The organism is Pantoea sp. X-Soil-MYKO-1785, assembly GCF_059730675.1.
Genome location: NZ_AP036000.1, coordinates 3468793 through 3488838, shown reverse-complemented (window position 1 = coordinate 3488838; position 20046 = coordinate 3468793). Strand labels below are relative to the sequence as shown.

The 20046-nt window shown below is 54.3% G+C and carries 18 protein-coding genes and 1 tRNA gene; 15 read left to right on the top strand and 4 right to left on the bottom strand.

The features are described from left to right. Positions 1-10: 10 nt before the first annotated feature. The 3 genes from deoB (at position 11) to mrdA (ending at position 4075) form a co-directional block, all read left to right on the top strand. On the top strand, positions 11-1234 hold the full coding sequence (gene deoB, locus AC6I8D_RS16495) for a phosphopentomutase (RefSeq protein WP_312053042.1): 1224 nt from the start codon (positions 11-13) through the stop codon (positions 1232-1234). 29 nt (positions 1235-1263) lie between these two features. Next, positions 1264-1977, top strand: a complete 714-nt coding sequence (gene deoD, locus AC6I8D_RS16490) for a purine-nucleoside phosphorylase (RefSeq protein ID WP_010248951.1) — start codon at positions 1264-1266, stop codon at positions 1975-1977. Positions 1978-2191: 214 nt separating this feature from the next. Next, the gene (mrdA, locus tag AC6I8D_RS16485; RefSeq protein ID WP_497820487.1) at positions 2192-4075 is read left to right on the top strand and encodes a penicillin-binding protein 2; all 1884 of its coding nucleotides are present in this window, start codon (positions 2192-2194) and stop codon (positions 4073-4075) included. Positions 4076-4115: 40 nt separating this feature from the next. On the opposite strand, the gene AC6I8D_RS16480 is transcribed toward mrdA, so the two are convergent. Continuing rightward, a complete protein-coding gene (locus tag AC6I8D_RS16480) occupies positions 4116-5435 on the bottom strand; it encodes a methyl-accepting chemotaxis protein (RefSeq protein ID WP_497820486.1) in 1320 nt (439 codons plus the stop codon). 225 nt (positions 5436-5660) lie between these two features. On the opposite strand from AC6I8D_RS16480, the gene AC6I8D_RS16475 reads away from it, so the two are divergent. The 5 genes from AC6I8D_RS16475 (at position 5661) to AC6I8D_RS16455 (ending at position 9399) form a co-directional block, all read left to right on the top strand. Next, a tRNA-Phe gene (locus tag AC6I8D_RS16475) sits at positions 5661-5736 on the top strand. A 264-nt stretch (positions 5737-6000) separates the two neighbouring features. Then, positions 6001-6966, top strand: coding sequence for a diguanylate cyclase domain-containing protein (locus tag AC6I8D_RS16470; protein WP_312758535.1), 966 nt, complete (start codon positions 6001-6003; stop codon positions 6964-6966). A 757-nt stretch (positions 6967-7723) separates the two neighbouring features. Beyond that, the gene (locus tag AC6I8D_RS16465) at positions 7724-7888 is read left to right on the top strand and encodes a con-10 family general stress protein (RefSeq protein WP_031377082.1); all 165 of its coding nucleotides are present in this window, start codon (positions 7724-7726) and stop codon (positions 7886-7888) included. Positions 7889-8399: 511 nt separating this feature from the next. Next, complete coding sequence (locus tag AC6I8D_RS16460) at positions 8400-8882, top strand: YciE/YciF ferroxidase family protein (protein WP_312053036.1); 483 nt, start codon at positions 8400-8402, stop codon at positions 8880-8882. A gap of 10 nt (positions 8883-8892) precedes the next feature. Beyond that, positions 8893-9399, top strand: coding sequence for a ferritin-like domain-containing protein (locus tag AC6I8D_RS16455; RefSeq protein WP_312053034.1), 507 nt, complete (start codon positions 8893-8895; stop codon positions 9397-9399). A 99-nt stretch (positions 9400-9498) separates the two neighbouring features. Here the strand turns inward: AC6I8D_RS16455 and AC6I8D_RS16450 are convergent, their stop codons facing one another. After that, positions 9499-11157: an alpha,alpha-trehalase gene (locus AC6I8D_RS16450; RefSeq protein WP_497820693.1), complete on the bottom strand. Its 1659-nt coding sequence runs from the start codon at positions 11155-11157 to the stop codon at positions 9499-9501. Positions 11158-11523: 366 nt separating this feature from the next. Beyond that, positions 11524-12381: an SDR family oxidoreductase gene (locus AC6I8D_RS16445; protein ID WP_312053033.1), complete on the bottom strand. Its 858-nt coding sequence runs from the start codon at positions 12379-12381 to the stop codon at positions 11524-11526. A gap of 103 nt (positions 12382-12484) precedes the next feature. Between AC6I8D_RS16445 and AC6I8D_RS16440 the strand changes: the two genes are divergently transcribed. Further along, positions 12485-12871 carry a winged helix-turn-helix transcriptional regulator gene (locus tag AC6I8D_RS16440; protein WP_497820485.1) on the top strand — a complete coding sequence of 129 codons (387 nt, stop codon included), beginning with the start codon at positions 12485-12487 and terminating at the stop codon, positions 12869-12871. A gap of 72 nt (positions 12872-12943) precedes the next feature. On the opposite strand, the gene yghX is transcribed toward AC6I8D_RS16440, so the two are convergent. Beyond that, the gene (gene yghX, locus AC6I8D_RS16435) at positions 12944-13831 is read right to left on the bottom strand and encodes a YghX family hydrolase (RefSeq protein ID WP_497820484.1); all 888 of its coding nucleotides are present in this window, start codon (positions 13829-13831) and stop codon (positions 12944-12946) included. Positions 13832-14615: 784 nt separating this feature from the next. Between yghX and AC6I8D_RS16430 the strand changes: the two genes are divergently transcribed. The 6 genes from AC6I8D_RS16430 to AC6I8D_RS16405 all read left to right on the top strand — a co-directional run bounded on the left by AC6I8D_RS16430 (position 14616) and on the right by AC6I8D_RS16405 (position 19993). Further along, on the top strand, positions 14616-16028 hold the full coding sequence (locus tag AC6I8D_RS16430) for a cytochrome ubiquinol oxidase subunit I (protein ID WP_312053029.1): 1413 nt from the start codon (positions 14616-14618) through the stop codon (positions 16026-16028). A 1-nt stretch (position 16029) separates the two neighbouring features. Continuing rightward, a complete protein-coding gene (gene cydB, locus AC6I8D_RS16425) occupies positions 16030-17034 on the top strand; it encodes a cytochrome d ubiquinol oxidase subunit II (RefSeq protein WP_312053027.1) in 1005 nt (334 codons plus the stop codon). 1 nt (position 17035) lies between these two features. Then, positions 17036-17203 (top strand): DUF2474 domain-containing protein, encoded by a 168-nt coding sequence (locus AC6I8D_RS16420; protein WP_312053025.1) that lies wholly within the window; start codon positions 17036-17038, stop codon positions 17201-17203. 207 nt (positions 17204-17410) lie between these two features. Continuing rightward, the gene (locus AC6I8D_RS16415) at positions 17411-18280 is read left to right on the top strand and encodes a helix-turn-helix domain-containing protein (RefSeq protein ID WP_312053024.1); all 870 of its coding nucleotides are present in this window, start codon (positions 17411-17413) and stop codon (positions 18278-18280) included. 231 nt (positions 18281-18511) lie between these two features. Then, positions 18512-18715, top strand: a complete 204-nt coding sequence (locus AC6I8D_RS16410; RefSeq protein ID WP_497820483.1) for a hypothetical protein — start codon at positions 18512-18514, stop codon at positions 18713-18715. Positions 18716-19210: 495 nt separating this feature from the next. Continuing rightward, on the top strand, positions 19211-19993 hold the full coding sequence (locus AC6I8D_RS16405; RefSeq protein WP_312053020.1) for a siderophore-interacting protein: 783 nt from the start codon (positions 19211-19213) through the stop codon (positions 19991-19993). Positions 19994-20046: the final 53 nt, after the last annotated feature.

The following is a 20046-nucleotide window of genomic DNA, read 5'->3' as shown; positions in this document are numbered from 1 at the left end:
GGAGACTTGCATGAAACGTGCTTTTATTATGGTTCTCGACTCCTTCGGGATCGGCTCCAGTAAAGATGCCGATAAATTCGGTGACGCGGGTTCAGATACGCTTGGTCACATTGCTGAAGCCTGTTTCAAAGGTGAAGCGGACAAAGGCCGTAAAGGGCCCTTACATCTGCCTAATATGACCGCGCTGGGTCTGGGTAAGGCCGCAGAGCTTTCGACCGGCCGCTTCCCGGCGGGCCTCGACCCGAACGCGAAGATCACCGGCGCTTACGCTTACGCCAGCGAAATTTCGTCAGGCAAAGATACGCCGTCAGGCCACTGGGAAATCGCCGGGGTTCCGGTGCTGTTTGACTGGGGCTACTTCAGCGATCAGGAGAACAGTTTCCCGCAGGAACTGCTCGATAAGCTGGTGCAGCGCGCTGAGCTGCCGGGCTACCTCGGTAACTGCCACTCATCGGGGACGGTGATTCTCGATCAGCTGGGTGAAGAGCACATGAAAACCGGCAAGCCAATTTTCTACACCTCTGCGGACTCGGTATTCCAGATTGCCTGTCATGAAGAGACCTTTGGCCTGGATCGCCTCTATGCGCTGTGCGAAATCGCCCGCGAAGAGCTGACGGAAGGCGGCTATAACATCGGCCGCGTTATCGCCCGTCCGTTTGTCGGCGACAAAGCCGGTCACTTCGAACGTACCGGTAACCGTCACGATCTGGCGGTTGAGCCGCCGTCAGCCACCATGCTGAAAAAGCTGGTGGATGAGAAGGGCGGTCAGGTGATTTCGGTGGGTAAAATCGCGGACATCTACGCTGAGCAGGGCATCACCAAAAAGGTCAAAGCGACCGGTCTGGATGCGCTGTTTGACGCCACCATTCAGGAGATGAAAATCGCGCCGGATCACTCGATTGTCTTCACCAACTTTGTCGACTTCGACTCGACGTGGGGACATCGCCGTGATGTCGCCGGTTATGCTGGCGGACTGGAACTGTTTGACCGTCGCCTGCCGGAGCTGATGGAGCTGGTGGGCGAGGATGACATTCTGATCCTGACCGCTGACCACGGCTGCGATCCGACCTGGCAAGGCACCGAACACACCCGTGAGCACATTCCGATTCTGATTTACGGACCGAAAGTTGAGCCGGGTTCACTCGGTTATCGCGAAACCTTCGCCGATATTGGTCAGACAATTGCACACTATTTTGGCCTGTCCGACATGGACTATGGCAAGAACATGCTGTAACCCAGCGATTTAACAAGGATAAAGTAACAATGGCAACTCCGCATATTAATGCCGAAATGGGTGATTTCGCTGACGTCGTTCTGATGCCGGGCGACCCGCTGCGTGCGAAACACATTGCAGAAACCTTCCTGGAAAACCCGGTTGAAGTAAACAATGTGCGCGGCATGCTGGGCTACACCGGCACCTACAAAGGCCGTAAAGTCTCGGTAATGGGCCACGGCATGGGCATTCCTTCCTGCTCGATCTACACCAAAGAGCTGATCACCGACTTCGGTGTGAAGAAAATCATTCGTGTAGGTTCCTGTGGCGCGGTCCGTGCAGACGTTAAACTGCGCGACATCGTGATTGGTATGGGTGCCTGCACCGATTCCAAAGTAAACCGGATGCGTTTCAAAGATCACGATTTCGCGGCGATTGCTGATTTCGACATGGTGCGTAACGCCGTCGATGCAGCCAAAAATCTGGGTGTTGAAGCCCGCGTCGGTAACATCTTCTCCGCCGATCTGTTCTACACCCCGGATCCGCAGATGTTCGATGTGATGGAAAAATATGGCATCCTCGGCGTAGAGATGGAAGCGGCTGGCATCTACGGCGTGGCGGCAGAGTTCGGTGCTAAAGCGCTGACCATCTGCACCGTATCGGACCACATCCGTACTCACGAGCAGACCACTGCCGCTGAACGTCAGACCACCTTCAACGACATGATTAAAATTGCGCTGGAGTCGGTGCTGCTGGGGGATTAATCCATCCGGCGGGTAACGTTACCGCCTGCAGCCTGCCGGGTCCTCTTCTGATGAGGAGGACCCGATCTTCTTCGCCTTATCCGTCCTGTAACATTCACATCAAATGACACACTTTTCGCCAGGCTTGTGCATCTTCGCGCTGGTGCCCCGGCGATCGCGCTTTATCATGTTGCGGAACAACAAATAATAAATAACCGCCTGATAATGCTGCCTGATGAATTTTCGTAATTTCGACGCTGAAGAGAAACTGTTTGCCCGTCGCGCGACGGTAGCTTTCGCTCTGGTCTGTCTCTGCTTCACTGTTCTTGCTGTGAATCTGTATCGCCTGCAGGTGCGCGACCACAGCTACTATCAGACCCGATCCAACCAGAACGACATCAAAATGATCCCCATCGCCCCGACGCGCGGGCTGATTTATGACCGCAACGGCATTCCGCTGGTACGCAACGTCAGCTGGTACGCCATCACTCTGACGCCGTATAAAATCACCGATATGCAGGCCACGCTGCGGGCGCTGACGCCGATCCTTGACCTGACACCTGATGAGATTGAAACCTTCCAGCATGCGTTAAAACAGACCAGCCGCTACAAGCCGGTGGTGCTGAAAGAGGAGCTGAGCGAGGAGCAGGTGGCCCGCTTCGCGGTTAACCAGTTTCGTTTTAGCGGTGCCAGTATCGAAGTTTATCAGGATCGTGAATATCCCTACGGTGCCGATCTGGCGCACGTGCTCGGTTATGTGTCGAAAATCAACGATAACGACTACAAACGGCTGAATGCGGCAGGCATCGCCGAGAACTACGCCGCTGACCACAACATCGGTAAACAGGGCATTGAAGGCTATTACGAAACTCTGCTACACGGTAAGCCGGGCTATCAGGAAGTGGAAGTGGATAACCACGGCCGCATCGTGCGGGTGCTGAAAGAGGTGCCGCCGGTGGCCGGGAAAAACCTCACCCTGACGCTGGATCTGCATCTGCAGCAGTACGCCGAAAGCCTGCTGGCCGGCCAGCGAGCAGCGCTGCTGATTGAGGACCCGCGTGACGGTTCGGTGCTGGCGATGGTTTCCAGTCCCAGCTACGACCCTAATCCGTTCGTGAAGGGCATCAGCTATCAGGCCTACAAATCGCTGCTGCAGAATAAGGATCTGCCGCTGATCAATCGCGTTACCCAGGGGCTCTATCCTCCCGCCTCGACGGTGAAGCCCTATATGGCGATGTCTGCGCTGTTGACCCATGTGATTACGCCGCAGTCGCAGTTCTTTGGCGCGCCCACCTGGACGCTGCCGGGCACCGATCGCCGCTATCGCGACTGGAAAAAAACCGGCCACGGCATGCTGGATGTTACGCGGGCGATTGAGGAGTCTGCCGATACCTTCTTCTATCAGGTGGCGTTCATGATGGGCATCGACCGTATCCACACCCTGCTCAGTCAGTTTGGTTACGGCAAATCGACCGGCATCGACCTGAATGAAGAGTACAACGGCTTATTGCCGAGCCGCGAGTGGAAGCAGAAGGTGCACAAAAAAGCCTGGTATCAGGGCGACACCATTTCAGTCGGCATCGGTCAGGGCTACTGGATCGCGACGCCGATTCAGATGGAAAAAGCGATGGTAGCGCTGATTAATAACGGTCGGGTGATTGCGCCGCACCTGCTGCAGAAAGCGCAGCGCGGTAACCAGGTGGAGAACTATCAACCGAAACAGCCGGCGGCGCAGATTGGCGATCCGCATTCGCCGTACTGGTCACTGGTGCGCCACGCGATGTTTGGTATGGCGAATGCGCCTAACGGCACCGGCTATAAATATTTTCATACCGCACCTTATGGCATCGCAGCGAAAAGTGGCACCTCGCAGGTGTTTGGTCTGCGACAGAACCAGACCTATAACGCCAAAATGATCCCGGTCCGGCTGCGTGACCATATCTTCTATACCGCGTTTGCGCCGTTTAACGCGCCTAAAGTGGCGGTGACGCTGATACTGGAAAATGGCGGTGGGGAAGGGGTGACGGCAGCACCGGTGATGCGTGCCATTCTGGATCACATCTTTATTCCGCCCGCGCCAGAAGCACCAGAAGCGCCGGAGGCGGCAGAAAAGAAGTAGCCGTGCAGGGGTAAAAAAAGGGGCCATGGCCCCCTGGATGTTAAGATTTCAGCGTCTCCGTGACGTGGCTGATGGCGCGCACCACATCCGTTGCGCCTTCACGAATTTCCGCAATCACGCCGCCCGCTTCCTGCGCCAGCTGCACCCCCTGATCTGCGCGCTTCAGGTTCGATTCAATTCCCTTCAGCGCCTTATTCGCCAGCAGGTGGTTTTGCTGTACCCGGCTCTCAATCTCTGCGGTGGCGCGGTTGATGTTGGCCGCCAGCGTTCTGACTTCGTTGGCAACCACGGCAAAGCTGCGGCCATGGGCGCCCGCTCGCGCTGCTTCAATCGCCGCATTCAGCGCCAGCAGATTGGTCTGATCGGCAATGCGGCGAATGCTCTCCACGATAAAGCCGATGCGGTCTGACGATTCGCTCAGGCCGGAGATATCGCCGGAAATTCCCTGCAGTTCCCCCGCCAGCGCGTTCATGGTCTGCACGCTATTAGCGATCACATCTGCACCGACGCGGGTGCTTTCGTTGGTCTGCAGTGCGGTGTGATAGGCCCGTTGTGCCGCCTCACGCTCCTGCTGATTCTTCTCAACCTGGGCGGTGACGTCGGTGGCAAATTTCACCACTTTATACAGTTTGCCCTGCTGGTCGAACACCGGATTGTAGGTGGCGCGCAGCCAGACGGTTCGGCCCTGTTTATTCACCCGGGGAAACTGACCCGAGATAAATTCACCGCGATTCAGCTGCTGCCAGAGTTCACTGTATTCGCGGCTGTTTCGCATCGCCTCTGAACAGAACAGACTGTGGTGCGCACCCTCAATCTCCTCACGACGGTATCCCATGGTCTTAAGGAAATTGTCGTTGGCTTTGAGCACTTCGCCTTTCAGGTTAAAGGCGATCACCGCCATTGAGCGCTCAATCGCATTGGTCATGGCGCGCTGCTCTTGTGCATCGTTTATGTGGCTGGTGATGTCGGTCGCCAGCTTAACGATCTTAAATACCCGTCCGTGGCGATCCTGCACCGGCACATAGTTGGCTTCGAGCCACACCGGTCGGCTGTTTTTGGCGACGCGGAGAAACTTGTCGCTGAAACTTTCGCCCCGGTTCAGCCGCAGCCAGAAATCTTTGTAGTCTCTGGATTGCAGCTGATCCGGCGTACAGAACAGGCTGTGATGCTGGCCCGCAATTTCTGCCAGCGTGTAGCCCATCCGCTCAAGAAACAGGGCATTTGCGCCGATAACGGTGCCATCGGCCGTGAACTCAATCATGGCGATCGAGTCGTTAAGCGAGGTGAGGGTTGCTGCGGAGTGTGTACGCTTCTGCCAACTGAGGCGGGAAGCAATGCCTGATGTAATGGTGTAAAACATGGTGATCCTTATTATTAGTGTTGGTCTCGTCACATTTATCGGCCTGGTAGCGCCACAATTCAGCCTCAACGGGCATCCAGGTTGAAATTTCGGCAGCCGATAGCACGATTTTTACCGGCAGCGGCGGGGCGGGCAGGCAGGTTTGATGGAAAAGCCGTCAGTCGATTTCATTTTGTTGAAAAGCGTTTGACGCTGTCGGGCCGCTTTGGTTTAATGCGCCCCGTTGCCCGAATAGCTCAGTCGGTAGAGCAGGGGATTGAAAATCCCCGTGTCCCTGGTTCGATTCCGGGTTCGGGCACCATCTTTAAAGAACCCGCCTCTGGCGGGTTTTTGCTTTTCAGAGCAACGAACCCGGCCACTCGCTCTTTTTTACAGCGGTATTGACTGAACAGATTTCACCGGGAAACTAATTTCTCAGCCCGCCTCTATGCTGTAACGTCAGGGCCGGGCCGCCTGATATCCTGTCCAGCCTGCAATTCGCCGCGCCTAATCGTGTTTTATAAGCCTCCCTTTACAGAATCATGCGTACAGGCACAATAGCCTCTTTAACTCCTCTGTTATGGCTATGTCAGAAGAAGCGCTGCGACTACAGATACAAAACCTGAAAAAGCATAATGCGCGACTGAAGCGTATAGCCCATGACGCCCGTAACAAACTCAACGCAGCGCTTGATGGGACCGGTCTGTTCCTGTGGCAACTGGATATCCCCAGCGGCAAGCTGGTGATCTTCAACCGACGCTGGGGCGCGATGCTGGGCTTTCAGCCAAAGGAAACCGACGCCACTTTCGAATCCTGGAAAGAGAGCCTGCATCCCGATGATGCCGCTGAGGTATTAAAAGCGTTTAACGATCATATCGCCGGTAAAGCCCCCTATTATGAAGCGCTGCACCGGATGATCGCTAAAAATGGCAGCATTACCTGGGTGCTGGATCGGGGACGGGTCAGCGAGTGGGATGAACAAGGCCGGCCGCTGAAGGTCACCGGCACCCATATCGACATGACCAAAGAGAAGCAGTATGAGGAGCAACTCGCGCTGCTGGCACTGCACGATCCGCTGACCATGCTGACTAACCGCCATGCGCTGCAAAATCATTTTCGCCAACTCAAAGCTCAGGGACCCCTGTGCGTCGCGTTTATCGATTTAGATAATTTCAAACACGTTAACGATACGCTCGGTCACCGCAGCGGCGATGAAGTCCTGATCCTCCTCAGTCAGCGTTTTATCGACGCTTGTCCGCCAGCGGTCATCATTGGTCGTCCGGGCGGAGATGAATTTGTGCTTCTGATGCCGTTTACGCTGCACAATCCGCTGGTCAGTCAGCTGGCGCATGCCTGTCTGGATGCGGTTCTGACGCCATTTGATATGGCCAATGGCCATGCGATGATTGGTGCATCGATTGGTGTGGCTCAGGTGCAGAAAAAAGATGATTTTGATTCTGCCCTGGCGCGTGCGGACGAAGCGATGTATCGCATTAAGAAAAGTGGTAAGCGCGGTGTCGCATTTGACCCGCTCTTTCCCGATCCTGCCTGAGTTTTCATTGCTGCCTTACTCTCGTCAGAGCGAATCGTGCCGTCAACTGAACCGGTACGAGGCTGGCTGACCGGTTAGCAACATCCCCTAATCCAGCCAGACTGCCTCTCTTTTCACTGTTTGTTTAGTGCGCTTTCAAACAAAAAAACATTTTTAGTATTAATCCGAGAAAAAACAGCCAGTCATTATACAAAACATTTTTTACGCTTCGCTTATATAAAACGCTTCTCCGTCCCGCTTTTAGCTCTCTGCTTATAAATTTTACCTGTAAACAGGGTTATTTGATCATTTATTGATCAATTCGCTCGGCTTTTATCTGGTTTTAATCTTAACTCACGCTTCGCTTATTTTTTACAAAATTGAAATCTCTTTGGAACCGCTTTCACGCTTCGCTTAGGTAAATTGATCGTTTGTTGATCATCTTCACTAACTGTTTTGAGTGGCGATGTTATCCCACCGCTTCGCTTATATTGTTTTCAATTGGACTTTTTTGAAAATGATCGATTAATGGAGTTCGCAATTGCTCTGGAAAGGCCTTTGATTTTCCATGGCACTTTTTTCAGTGGTTATGAAGATTAGTTGCGGAGCTTTATCAGCCAGTAAAGCTAATCGCCATAAATTAACCAAAATCGGCAGGGGTTTTCTATTTGACCGGCTTGATAGACGGAATTTTATGGCTACATTTATATTTGCTGAATCGGCCTGATGAAGCATCAACTGTGCTATTTCTATTATTAAATCCAATGAGGAACACAGAATGACTCAATATCGTGGTGGAGCGGGAAATTTTGCTGCGGACAGAGAGCGTGCGGCTGAAGCGGGACGTAAAGGGGGCCAGAAAAGCGGCGGTAACTTTAAAAATGATCCCGAGCGCGCCATTGAGGCGGGTCGGAAAGGAGGCAAAGTAAGTCGCCGGAGCTGAACGTCTTTAACTCTGCTGTAACAGCAGTTACCATCAGTTCGCTGGGCAATGTTAAATCTATTTAATTCTCCTGCATGATAATTACTGCCAGCATTATGCCAGTGCTTAATCAATAGCGGTGGCAGAATAGTCGATTGAACCGGAAGGTATAACCCCTTCCGGTTTTTTTATTTCTTATGCTTTTAAGTTGTACGGATTAATAAGACGTTGTACAGGTCAGGCTGCCGGTTAGATTTTATGACTGGTTTTTTAACGGCTCGAATTTATACAGGCTAACTTTTATTTGTACAGGTTTCCTGTCTTAGCGAAGCCGTAATAACAAAAAACATCAGATGGCTAACGTATTGCTGCAAAAAGAAAAATGCATTTTGCATGCTACTTCTGGCTTAAATTCGTACCGACGCGGCGTGCGATATAAAAAATCTCCGCTAGAATTTTTAGGTGTCAACGATACGACTGGCGTTGCGTTATTTCTGACTTACCGCAACTTTTCAATCAATGAGGCTATCTTATGACAATTAAAACGCTAAACGATCTTTTCATCCATGATTTGTCTGATGTTTACAGCGCTGAGAAACAGATAACTCGTGCATTGCCGAAAATGGCACGCGCTGCCAGTGATGAAAAACTTATCGCTGCGTTTAATCAGCATCTTGAAGAGACACGTGGCCAAATCGAACGGCTGGACGAGTTAGTGGAAGCCACGCCAGAGGTAAAAATCAAGCGAATGAAATGCCATGCGCTTGAAGGTCTGGTTGAAGAAGCGCAGGAAATCATTGATTCGGTAGAGAAGGGTGAAGTGCGCGATCAGGGCTTGATTGGTGCGGCACAAAAAGTTGAGCACTATGAAATTGCTACCTACGGTACCCTGCATGCGCTGGCATTGAAGCTGGGTTACACCCAGGCGGCAAAACTGCTGGAACAGACCCTGAATGAAGAGAAGCAGACGGATGTGAAGCTCACTTCGGTGGCGGAATCCATTACTGTGTCTTAAGGAGTAGCAAATGACTGCAATCGAAAATTATCATGACTGGCTGCGCGATGCGCATGCGATGGAAAAGCAGGCTGAAAGCATGCTGAGCAAAATGTCTGGCCGCCTGGAGCATTACCCGGCGCTGGAACAGCGTCTGGCTCAGCATCTGGAAGAGACCAAACATCAGCTCAGGCTGCTGGAGCAGCTGCTCGACACCCACGGCATTGATCATTCAGTGATGAAAGATGTGATGGGCAAAGTGGCCGCGACCGGCCAGGCAGTAGGCGGCATGTTCAATTCAGATGAGGTGGTAAAAGGCGCTATCAGCGGTTATGTCTTCGAAAACGCGGAGATCGCCAGCTATACCAGCCTGATTGCCGCAGCTGAACAGGTCGGTGATGCCGAGGGCGTCAGAGTGCTTACCGAGATTCGTGAGCAGGAAGTGGCGATGGCCGAGTGGCTGCTTCAGCATCTGCCTGAGGTAACGCAACAGTTCCTGCAGCGTGCGGCACAGCCAGGTGTTGAAGCTAAGAAATAATATCCAACGCGAAAAAAAGCCGGGCAAGCCCGGCTTTTTTGTGGCTGGCTGTCAGATGAAGCGGTAAACCTTACCCGACGCCGATACACCAGAACTGGCTTAATCCGCCATCAGATGGCCATACATGGTCATCAGCCGACGCGTAACGCCGTTGGTCCAGCCGAATCCATCCTGCAACGGATATTCGCCGCCGCCGCCGGGACGGGCGCGATCGCCGCTGATGTCATATTTCTCGACCAGTTTGTGGTGCAGCTGATAGAAATTATGTACCGTATTCAGCCAGTTCACCGCGATTTCACTCGCCAGCGTCTCTTCGCCATAGTTATTCAGGCCGACAATCGCCATCCACTGCATCGGGGCCCAGCCGTTGGGTTTATCCCACTGCTCGCCGCTTTCCACCATAGAGGTCAGCAGACCGCCGTTGCTCAGCAACAGGTGACGCAGCGCAATCGCCTGCAGATGCGCCTGATGCGGCGTGGCTAAGCCGACAAACAGCGGAACCACCGAGGCGGCGGTAAACGCACCGAAGCGTTCACGACGCCAGTCATAGTCGCGGAACACGCCAGCCGTGCTGTCCCACAGATAGCGGGTAATTGCACGTTTACGCGCCTCGGCTTTTTTCTGCCAGGCCAGCGCCGTCAGCTCTTCACCTTTGGCGTGCGACAGCGTCGCAATCATCAGCTCAAGCTTGTAGAGAAACGCGTTAAGGTCGATCGGGATAAACTGGGTTGTCCGGATACTCGACAGGCGTTTCGGGTTGCGCAGCCAGCGTGACGAATAGTCCCAGCCTGATGCCGCACCGGCACGCAGGTCGCGATAGACTTCGCTCGCCGGACGTTTAGACTGGCGCGCTGTTTCCACATCCTCGATCCATGATTCGTCGCGTGGCGTATCGCGGTCGTCCCAGTAGCGGTTCAGCAGCGAACCGTTCGGCATCCGCACCACGTGGCGGTAGGCCTGGTTCGGCATCAGTGAACCGGCACCGTCCATCCAGAACTGATACTCCTTCATCAGCTGTTCCTGATAACGCTTGGCACCGCGTACGCCATCTTCTTCAAACAGCTCGACCATCAGCGCAAACACCGGCGGCTGAGAGCGGCTGAGATAATAGGTGCGGTTACCGTTTGGCACATGGCCATAGTTATCAATCAGCCAGGCGAAGTTATCCGCCATATGGCGCAGCAGGTCATCACGACCTGACTCGGCAAGGCCGAGCATGGTGAAATAGGAGTCCCAGTAGTAGGTCTCGCCAAAACGTCCGCCCGGCACCACGTAGGGTTTCGGCAGCGGCAGCAGAGAGGAGTGCGGCATATGTTGCTGTGGCATTTTGGTCAGAACCGGCCACAGGTCATCAATATGCTCGTTCAGCGTTTTATCCGGGTTGGAGACATAAAAGCTTTCATTTACGCCAGGCAGATAAAAGTGATCGGCGACAAAACGCGACAGGTCAAAATCACTGCTGCGTTTCTGTCGACGATAGCGCATCAGCACATCCAGCGGATCGTATTTTGGCGAGCAGTCGGGAAAGGTTTTGCTATCCTCGAAAATGCGCGACATCTGAACGTGTTCAAACAGTTCCAGATAACGATCGGCAGGGGTGAGCGCATCCGGAGCCGGTAAGCCTTCAATCAGCTCGGGCTCCGGTTCAGAATCCTGCATGCGATCCAGTTTCAGTTCATGGGGATCGTATTGATACTCAACTTCCGCCCCGGCACGAACCTCTTCAAGTGCATTTAGTTGCTGGCGATAAGTATTAATAGCGGCCTCCTGAGCGGTCGGGGTTGCACAAAGGACAAATTATAGCCCTCTGATGCTGCGGTACAACAATGCAGAATATCTATGAACGTAATAATAATTGTCTATTAATCGGCGTTTTTGCATAAATTCCAGACAATTCAACCAAATATGCGGTTGTTCATAAAAAACGCATTTCAGATGAATCTCTTAGTCAGCAAAAGAAAAATATTTTGTCTGAAGAAAATCGGCGTTTATTTACATTCTGTAAGATAAGCGCGGCGGAAAATAGGGTGCAAAAGATGGCATACGCAGCGCCAGAATGGCATAAAGCGCGCCTCAGTCGGGCGAAAAGGGCGGGCAAATCCTGCCCGCCGGGTGGATAGCGGCTTAGTGCTGCGCCAGTGCGGCACCAATCACATCCTGATAAGGTGTAGTCGGACGTCCAATCAGCTGGCTCAGCTGGTGAGAGTCATCAAACAGCCCGCCTTGCTCTGCGCCCGCATCCGAGTCGGCCAGCATTTCTGCCAGACCCTCAGGTAATCCTGCCGCCTTGAGAGCCGCGGCAAACTCCTGCTGAGACAGATTGACGTAATCCACCTTCTTACCGCTCTGCGCGGCAATCTCAGCGGCAAACTGCGCCAGAGTGTAGCTGTCGTCCCCGGCCAGTTCATACACTTTGCCCGCCTGATTATCGCGGGTCAGCACTTCGGCTGCCGCGTCGGCATAATCCTGCCGTGCCGCCGAGGCAATCCGGCCTTCGCCTGCCGCGCCAATAAAGGCATGGTGTTCCAGTGCCGGAGCGATACTGGCGGCATAGTTTTCACTGTACCAGCCGTTACGCAGCAGGGCGAACGGTATGCCGGAAGCCTGCAGCAGCGCTTCGGTCGCGCGGTGCTCAACGCCAAGCCCCAGCGGAGAGCGATCGGCGTGCAGCAGGCTGGTGTAAGCGATAAAACTCACACCGGCGGTGCGGGCAGCCTCAATCACCGCTTTATGCTGGGCTTCACGCTGGCCCACTTCACTGCCGGAAATCAGCAGCAGCTTGTCGACGCCAGCAAATGCGGTGACCAGCGTTTCAGGCTGGCCATAATCGGCCTGACGAACCACGACGCCACGCGCAGCGAGATCGGCCGCTTTGGCTGGCGTACGCACGGCGGCAACGATTTCGTCCGCCGGGACTTTTTTCAATAATGCATCAATCACTAAACGGCCAAGCTGGCCGGTGGCACCGGTTACTGCAAACATGGTATCGCTCCGATTATTTCGCTGTTGGTAAAATCAATCCTGGGCTATAAACTAACTTTTCGTAAGTACTTACAGATGAGTTAGTATGGGGTTTGCTGAGTAAATGACTGAAAAACTGAGCGAAAAATTTATTCGGGGAGAATTGCTCAATGTGAACTGCCCCTCGCGCGAGGTGCTCAAACGGGTCACCAGCCGCTGGAGCGTCCTGATTCTGCTGGCGCTGCAGGATCAAACGCTGCGTTTCAGCGCGCTGCGGCGGGTAGTCGGCGGCATCAGTGAGCGGATGCTGGCGCAGAACCTGCGTCATCTGGAAGAAGATGGCTTCGTGCAGCGCATCGCCTACGATGTGGTGCCTCCCCACGTGGAATATTCTCTGACGCCGCTTGGCCGTGAAGTGAGTGAGCAGGTGGTCGGACTGGCCGACTGGCTGGAGGTCAATCTGAGCCGGATTCTGGCGCAGCGTGAAAAAGCCCAGGCGGACAGAGAGTAAGTCTACGCTCAGGCGCAGCGGCGCTGTTTTCCGCCGCATCTGCTCGCCGCTGACGCCCGCCAGTCGCGTGGGTCAGTGCAGATATTTTTCAAACCAGGCCAGGGTTCTTTGCCACGCCAGTTCCGCCGCCGGTTTATCGTAACGCGGCGTGGAATCGTTATGGAAACCGTGATTCACGCCGGGATAAAGGTGGGCCTGATAGATCTTATGGTGCTGCTTAAGCGCCGCCTCATAGGCGGGCCAGCCAGCATTAATGTTGTTATCCAGCGCGGCATAGTGCAGCAGCAGCGGAGCCTGGATGCGCGGCACATCTTCCGCTTTCGGCTGCCGGCCATAAAAAGGCACTGCGCAGGCCAGTTCCGGAAACGCCACCGCCGCCGCATTGGCAACCCCGCCGCCATAACAGAAGCCGGTAATCCCCACTTTTCCGCTCGCCTCCGGATGTTCGATTAAGAACGTCAGCGCGGCGAAGAAATCGTTCATCAGCCGGGCCGGATCGACCTTCGCCTGTAAGGCGCGTCCCTCTTCATCATTACCGGGATAACCACCGACCGAACTCAGGCCATCAGGTGCCAGCGCGATATAACCCGCTTTGGCGACCCGGCGCGCCACATCTTCAATATAGGGATTCAGACCGCGGTTCTCGTGTACCACCACTACCGCTGGCGGCTTGCCTTTGGGATTGGCTGGCTTCACCAGATAGCCGCGCACTTCACCATGACCCTGCGGCGAAGGGTAGTGGATATACTCTGGTTTGATGTCGGGATCGGTAAACTCAACCTGGGTCGCCAGCGCATAGTTGGGGCTGAGCATACCGAGCAGCGTTGCGCCGGTCATACCGCCAATCGCCAGTTTCCCGGCCATCGCAATAAACTCTCGTTTACTGATGCGGCCGTGGGCGTAGTAATCGTAAAGCTCCAGCAGTTCCTGCGGAAAATCCTGTGCGGTCAGACGTGCCATAGCGACTCTTTAACCCGGATAAGAGGATGTGTGCCACCTTAACAAAGCACAGCCTGAGCGCGCAGGCAACCTGTATGCAGCAGCCGATTAAAACGGCGCTAACGAAACGGCAGAGGGAAATAACTCACTCAGCCCGCCCAGGGCGAAGGCCGCTTATTAAACCGCTTCTGCTGCTACAGGCAACAGAATAACCGCCAGCGATGCGCTGGCTGTTAATTAGGGTTAATGAATTATTCCAATTTATTAACATCTGCGCAGCCGGCTAATAGCCCGATTATGCGGCTTCGCCTGCAATTTCAAACGCGTTAATAGACAATCTCAGGCAAAAAAGCAAACAAAGCGGCAGGCAAAAATATCGGGCATTCTAACCCATTAAAAAGTAAGTCTATTTCCTGGGGTTACTGTCAAATTTGACCTTTCTGGTAACAGGGTTTATAAAATAATAACACCGGAAAACAGCAGCTTGAGGGTTTTTTTTAGCTAAAGGTGGCCTAAGCTGGCGGGCATTTTTAGCAGACAAATACCATAACATTCATGTCACATAACTACGCTGTAATTAACCTTTACGCCTTATTTTTAAATAAGTAATTCCCATGAAAAACAATGATCATAATCAAAAAAGACTGTTATAGTTTTCATTAACCCGATTGTTTCTGTTTCCTCGCTGCGAATAGTTTTAAATTCGCGGCGGGAATTAATTTAAGCGCAACGAAATTAGTGCGTCAGGCTTAAGTTGTTAATTATAAGTAAATATGTGGTGTTCTATGTGGCAAAGAGGTAAGCAATGTTCGGATTAGATGCCTTTCATCTGGCGAGGATTCAGTTCGCATTTACTGTTTCCTTCCATATTATCTTTCCCGCCATCACCATCGGCCTCGCCAGTTTCCTGGCAGTGCTTGAAGGAATGTGGCTGAAAACCCGCGATCATACCTATCGTGATCTCTACCATTTCTGGTCGAAAATCTTCGCCGTTAACTTCGGTATGGGCGTGGTATCGGGTCTGGTAATGGCGTATCAGTTCGGCACTAACTGGAGCGGCTTCTCGCAGTTCGCCGGCAGTATTACCGGCCCGCTGCTGACGTACGAGGTCCTGACCGCCTTCTTCCTTGAAGCGGGCTTCCTTGGCGTCATGCTGTTCGGCTGGAATCGCGTCGGTCCCGGACTGCACTTCTTTGCGACCTGCATGGTGGCGCTGGGCACGCTGATCTCTACCTTCTGGATCCTCGCCTCCAACAGCTGGATGCATACGCCGCAGGGTTACATCATTGAGAATGGCATCGTGGTCCCGCAGGACTGGTTTAAGATCGTCTTTAACCCGTCGTTCCCGTACCGGCTGTTCCATATGTCCGTGGCGGCCTTCCTCGCCAGCGCCTTCTTTGTGGGAGCGTCAGCAGCCTGGCATTTGCTGAAAGGCAAAAATAACCCGGCAATCCGCAAAATGTTCTCGATGGCGCTGTGGATGGCGCTGATTGTCGCGCCGATTCAGGCGATGATCGGTGACGCGCACGGTCTTAACACGCTGGAACACCAGCCGGCGAAGATTGCGGCGATTGAAGGACACTGGGAAAACCCGCCAGGCGAAGCCACTCCGCTGATTCTGTTCGGTATTCCGGATATGGAGCAGGAGCGCACCAAATATGCGCTGGAAGTGCCTTACCTCGGCAGCCTGATTCTGACCCACAGCCTGGATAAGCAGGTTCCGGCGCTGAAGAGCTTCCCGAAAGAGGATCGGCCGAATTCCACCGTGATTTTCTGGTCATTCCGCGTAATGGTGGCGATGGGGCTGCTGATGATTACCCTCGGCGTGCTTAGCCTGTGGCTGCGTTTCAAAGGGCGTCTGTATGAGTCTCGTCCTTTCCTGTGGTTTGCGCTGCTGATGGGTCCCTCCGGTCTGATTGCGATTCTGGCAGGGTGGTTCACCACGGAAATCGGCCGTCAGCCGTGGGTGGTGTATGGCGTACAGCGCACCATTGATGCGGTCTCGGCGCACGGCGACCTGCACATGAGCATCAGTCTGCTGGCCTTTATTCTGGTCTACAGCTCGGTGTTCGGTGTCGGCTACCACTATATGATGCGTCTGATTAAACAGGGACCTGAAACCGGCGAAGGGCACATTACTGAGCAGGGTGGTCCGGGCCAGAAGAAAACGCCGGCGCGTCCACTTTCGGCTGCCACATTTAAGGATGGAGACCACTAAGATGATCGATTTTTCAATTATCTGGTTCGCGATTATCGTCTTCGCCACCCTGATGTATATCGTGATGGATGGTTTTGATCTCGGCATCGGCCTGCTGTTCCCGTTCAATAAGGACGCGGGCGAGCGCGACATGATGGTTAACACCGTTGCGCCGGTCTGGGATGGTAACGAAACCTGGCTGGTGCTGGGTGGGGCAGGGCTGTATGGCGCGTTCCCGCTGGCCTACTCGGTGATTGCCGATGCGCTGTCGATTCCGCTGACGGCGATGTTGATTGGCCTGATTTTCCGTGGCGTCGCTTTTGAGTTCCGTTTTAAAGCGGTAGAAGGGCACCGGGCATTCTGGGACAAATCGTTTATCGCCGGTTCGATCCTCGCGACCTTCAGCCAGGGCGTGGCCGTTGGCGCAATGCTGGATGGTATCCCGGTTGAAGGACGTCACTTTGCCGGTTCCGCGATGGACTGGCTGGCCCCGTTCCCGCTGTTCTGCGGCGTCGGTCTGGTGGTGGCGTATGCGCTGCTGGGCTGCACCTGGCTGATCATGAAAACCGAAGATGAACTGCACCGCAAAATGTCAGCGCTGGCGACGCCGCTGGTGATCGCGCTGCTGGTCATTGTCGGCATCATCAGTCTGTGGACGCCGTTTGCACACGCCGATATCGCGCAACGCTGGTTCAGCAAGCCCAATCTGTTCTGGTTCCTGCCGGTTCCGGTGCTGGTGCTGCTCTGCTCATGGGGTATCGTGCGGGCGATCAAACGTCAGGCGCACTACTCGCCGTTCCTGCTGACGCTGGCGCTGATTTTCCTCGGCTTCTCCGGCCTGGGGATCAGTATCTGGCCTAACATCATTCCGCCGTCCGTTACTATCTGGGCCGCCGCGTCACCGCCGCAGAGTCAGGCCTTTATGCTGGTCGGAAGCCTGCTGATCATTCCGATGATTCTGGGCTACACCTTCTGGAGCTACTACGTGTTCCGTGGAAAAATCAAACCAGACGCAGGATACCATTGATATGAAAACCGAGCTCAGCAGCATGAAAAACCACAATGAGGCTAAGGCTCCCTGGTGGAAACGCGTGATGTGGCTGGTGGTTATTTACGCCGCAAGCGTGCTGGCACTGGGCGTGGTCGCTTCACTGTTCCGCATGATGATGACTGCCGCGGGTATGCGCAGTCACTGATTGTCACCGACCGTCGCCCTTTGTTCGGCGACGGTGTAGAGGTAAGGCTGACTTCGGTCAGCCTTTTTTAATTAGTCACCTAAGCAATTAATGCGAAATCGACGTCAGGCTACCGCTCCGGTCAGGCCTTTCCTTACAGACGGTCACATTTTTTGTTATTCTTTTGTGACAAATATCACCCTTCAATCCGCGTCGTAAATCGCCATTATGCTCAGTCAGGCCCTTAAAAAACAGCACATTAACGCTCTGGTAGAGTGGATAGAAGCCCATCTGACCGACGACATCAACATCGATCTGATCACCCTCAAATCGGGCTATTCCAAATGGCACATGCAGCGCATGTTCAAAGAGATGACCGGGCAAACGCTGGCGGCCTACACCCGTAAACGGCGCCTGACCATGGCGGCGATGGCACTGCGGCTGACGCGAATGCCGCTGATCGACATTGCGGTACGCTTTGGTTTTGATAACCAGCAGAACTTTACCCGGGTGTTTAAAAGCCATTTTTCCCTGACGCCCGGCGCGTTTCGGCGCATTCCTCATCTGCCAGTGAAAAACTTCCATGGCCGGATTCCGGTGCGTTCGCCGATTGAACGCGCAGCGCTGGTTGAGCGGGATGATGACCTGCTTCTGTGTGGTGAGACGCTGGAGTGGGAGTGCCAGTTTGGCGAGTACATCGCCGATCATCAGCATCGGGTGGCCGAGCAGGCGCGGCGGCTGGTGGCGCTGGCCGGCAGTCAGGCCCGGCACGGCTGGCTGGGTTTTCAGTATGGCCCCGGCCATTCATCGGCCGAACAGCAGAATATCAGCCTGTTTCAGGCGCTGGAGCCGCAGCATGCCGCGCTGCTGGAAGGGCCGCGTGAAACCTGGAGCGAGACGCGTGGACTGTATGCGCGGATTGACTGGAGTGGCACACCCGAGCAGCTGACGCGGTTCATTGCGGATATCTACTATCTGCACCTGCCGACGCTGGGCGTGGCGCGTCGCCAGGGCAAAGATCTGCTGCAGCTCGATTTTGCGCTCTGTAAATCCGACTGGCTGAGCGGTGTTTTTTCTATTCCGGTGACCCCAGCCTGAGTTCCGGCAGGCCGCATTAGCCCGATCCAGGCGGCATCAGTGAGACAAATGCATATTCCGTGCGGTAAACCGTGACAAACCGCACGATTTTATAAAATAACTTACCATTCTGGCGTAAAATCCTTCACCGAAACCCTGCTGTGCTCCATTCATCGTGCTTTCCTGGCGGGGCTGAAACAATCATCTGCATTTCCGGCCATTTCTGGCTAAAAACGATAAACGAAGAAAATTATGCGACGCTCAATGTTGTTCCTTATTTCAATGCTTTCGGCATTGCCTATGCTGGCTGCGGCTCAACTGGCAGAACCGTTCTCGCCACCTGCCGGGCTGCACCCGCATTCACAGATCTCTCAGCACGAAATTCTGGGCGACGGCCAGCTGCCGCAGCATACCCAGAATAATCCTGCCGCATCCGGATTTAACGACACGCTGTAACCGTTCTGCCGGTAATCGCGAGGCCGCCCAGATAACGGCGCGGCGGGCATTACCGGCAGAAAAGCTCGCCTGTCACCTGCGGTGACGGTGATAGCGCTTCTCGTCGACAACTACCTGACTGCACCATTTTCTGCCGACATGACCACTCGCCTGCATCACGTCCAGCCGACAGCGCAACCGCCCGGTTATCAATTCTGTTTATTCTCCTGCCTTCACTGAGCTGCACCAGATGCTGACTGGCCGCTATCGCTTGCCCTTTGTTGCTGACCGGCCTTTTCAATCCTGACCCGCCGTTTCATCGCTGACATTGCCACCTGACGTCGCATCAGATGTGCAGCTAAAATATATCTTAATCTGGATCGATCGCATTTTTCGTCATTGTGTTGAAGATATATCATAGCTAACCTGAGCCACTCAGATGAGAATGATTTTGATTCCATAGTTTAGCTGATGCCCTGACGTGACGGGCATTCACCCCGTTCCAGGAGAGATATTTTGCCAAACGCTAACTCTGATCGTCTTCCTCAACGCGTCCGTAACGAACTGCGCTTTCGTCATATTCAGGTGGCGAGTAAAACTAACATTGCCGGTAATTTCTGGCGCATTGAATTTAGCGGCAGCGATCTGGCGGGCTTTACTTCGCCGGGCTTCGATGACCACATTAAGGTCTTCTTTCCCGCCACCGCCGGTGAAACGCCGGTACTGCCGCAGATAACCGACCAGGGGATTGTCTGGCCAGACGGTTTGCGTCCGCTGGCCCGTGAATACACGCCGCTGGCCTTTGATGGCGTCTCGTCGCTGACGCTCGATTTCTACATTCATCAGCAGGGCGTGGCCAGCGACTGGGCGAGCCAGGCGCAGATCGGCGACAGTCTGATTGTCGGCGGTCCGCGCGGCTCGCTGATCGTACCGACCGATTACGCGTTCCAGCTCTATGTCTGTGATGAGACCGGCTTGCCTGCTTTTGCGCGCCGTCAGCCTGATATTGCCGGGTCGGATCTGCACCTGTTCGCCTATGTCGATCAGGCCACCGGCCGTGACTATTTACCCGATACGGCGGGCGTTAATCTGAACTGGCTCGGCAGCGGCCAGATGCAACTGGCGCAGCTCAGCCAGCTAACCGATCGGCTGGATCGACTGGCAATGCCGTCGGAAGATTACTTCATCTGGCTCACCGGCGAAGGCGAGTTTGTTAAAGCGCTGAGTGATTACTTCACCGTCCAGCGCGGGCTAAACAGTGATTACGTGCGGGCCGTGGCGTACTGGCACCAGAAGTAAGCGGGTCCGCCGCCTGTGTTGAATTTTGCCAGGCGGCGTTCTACCATCAATCT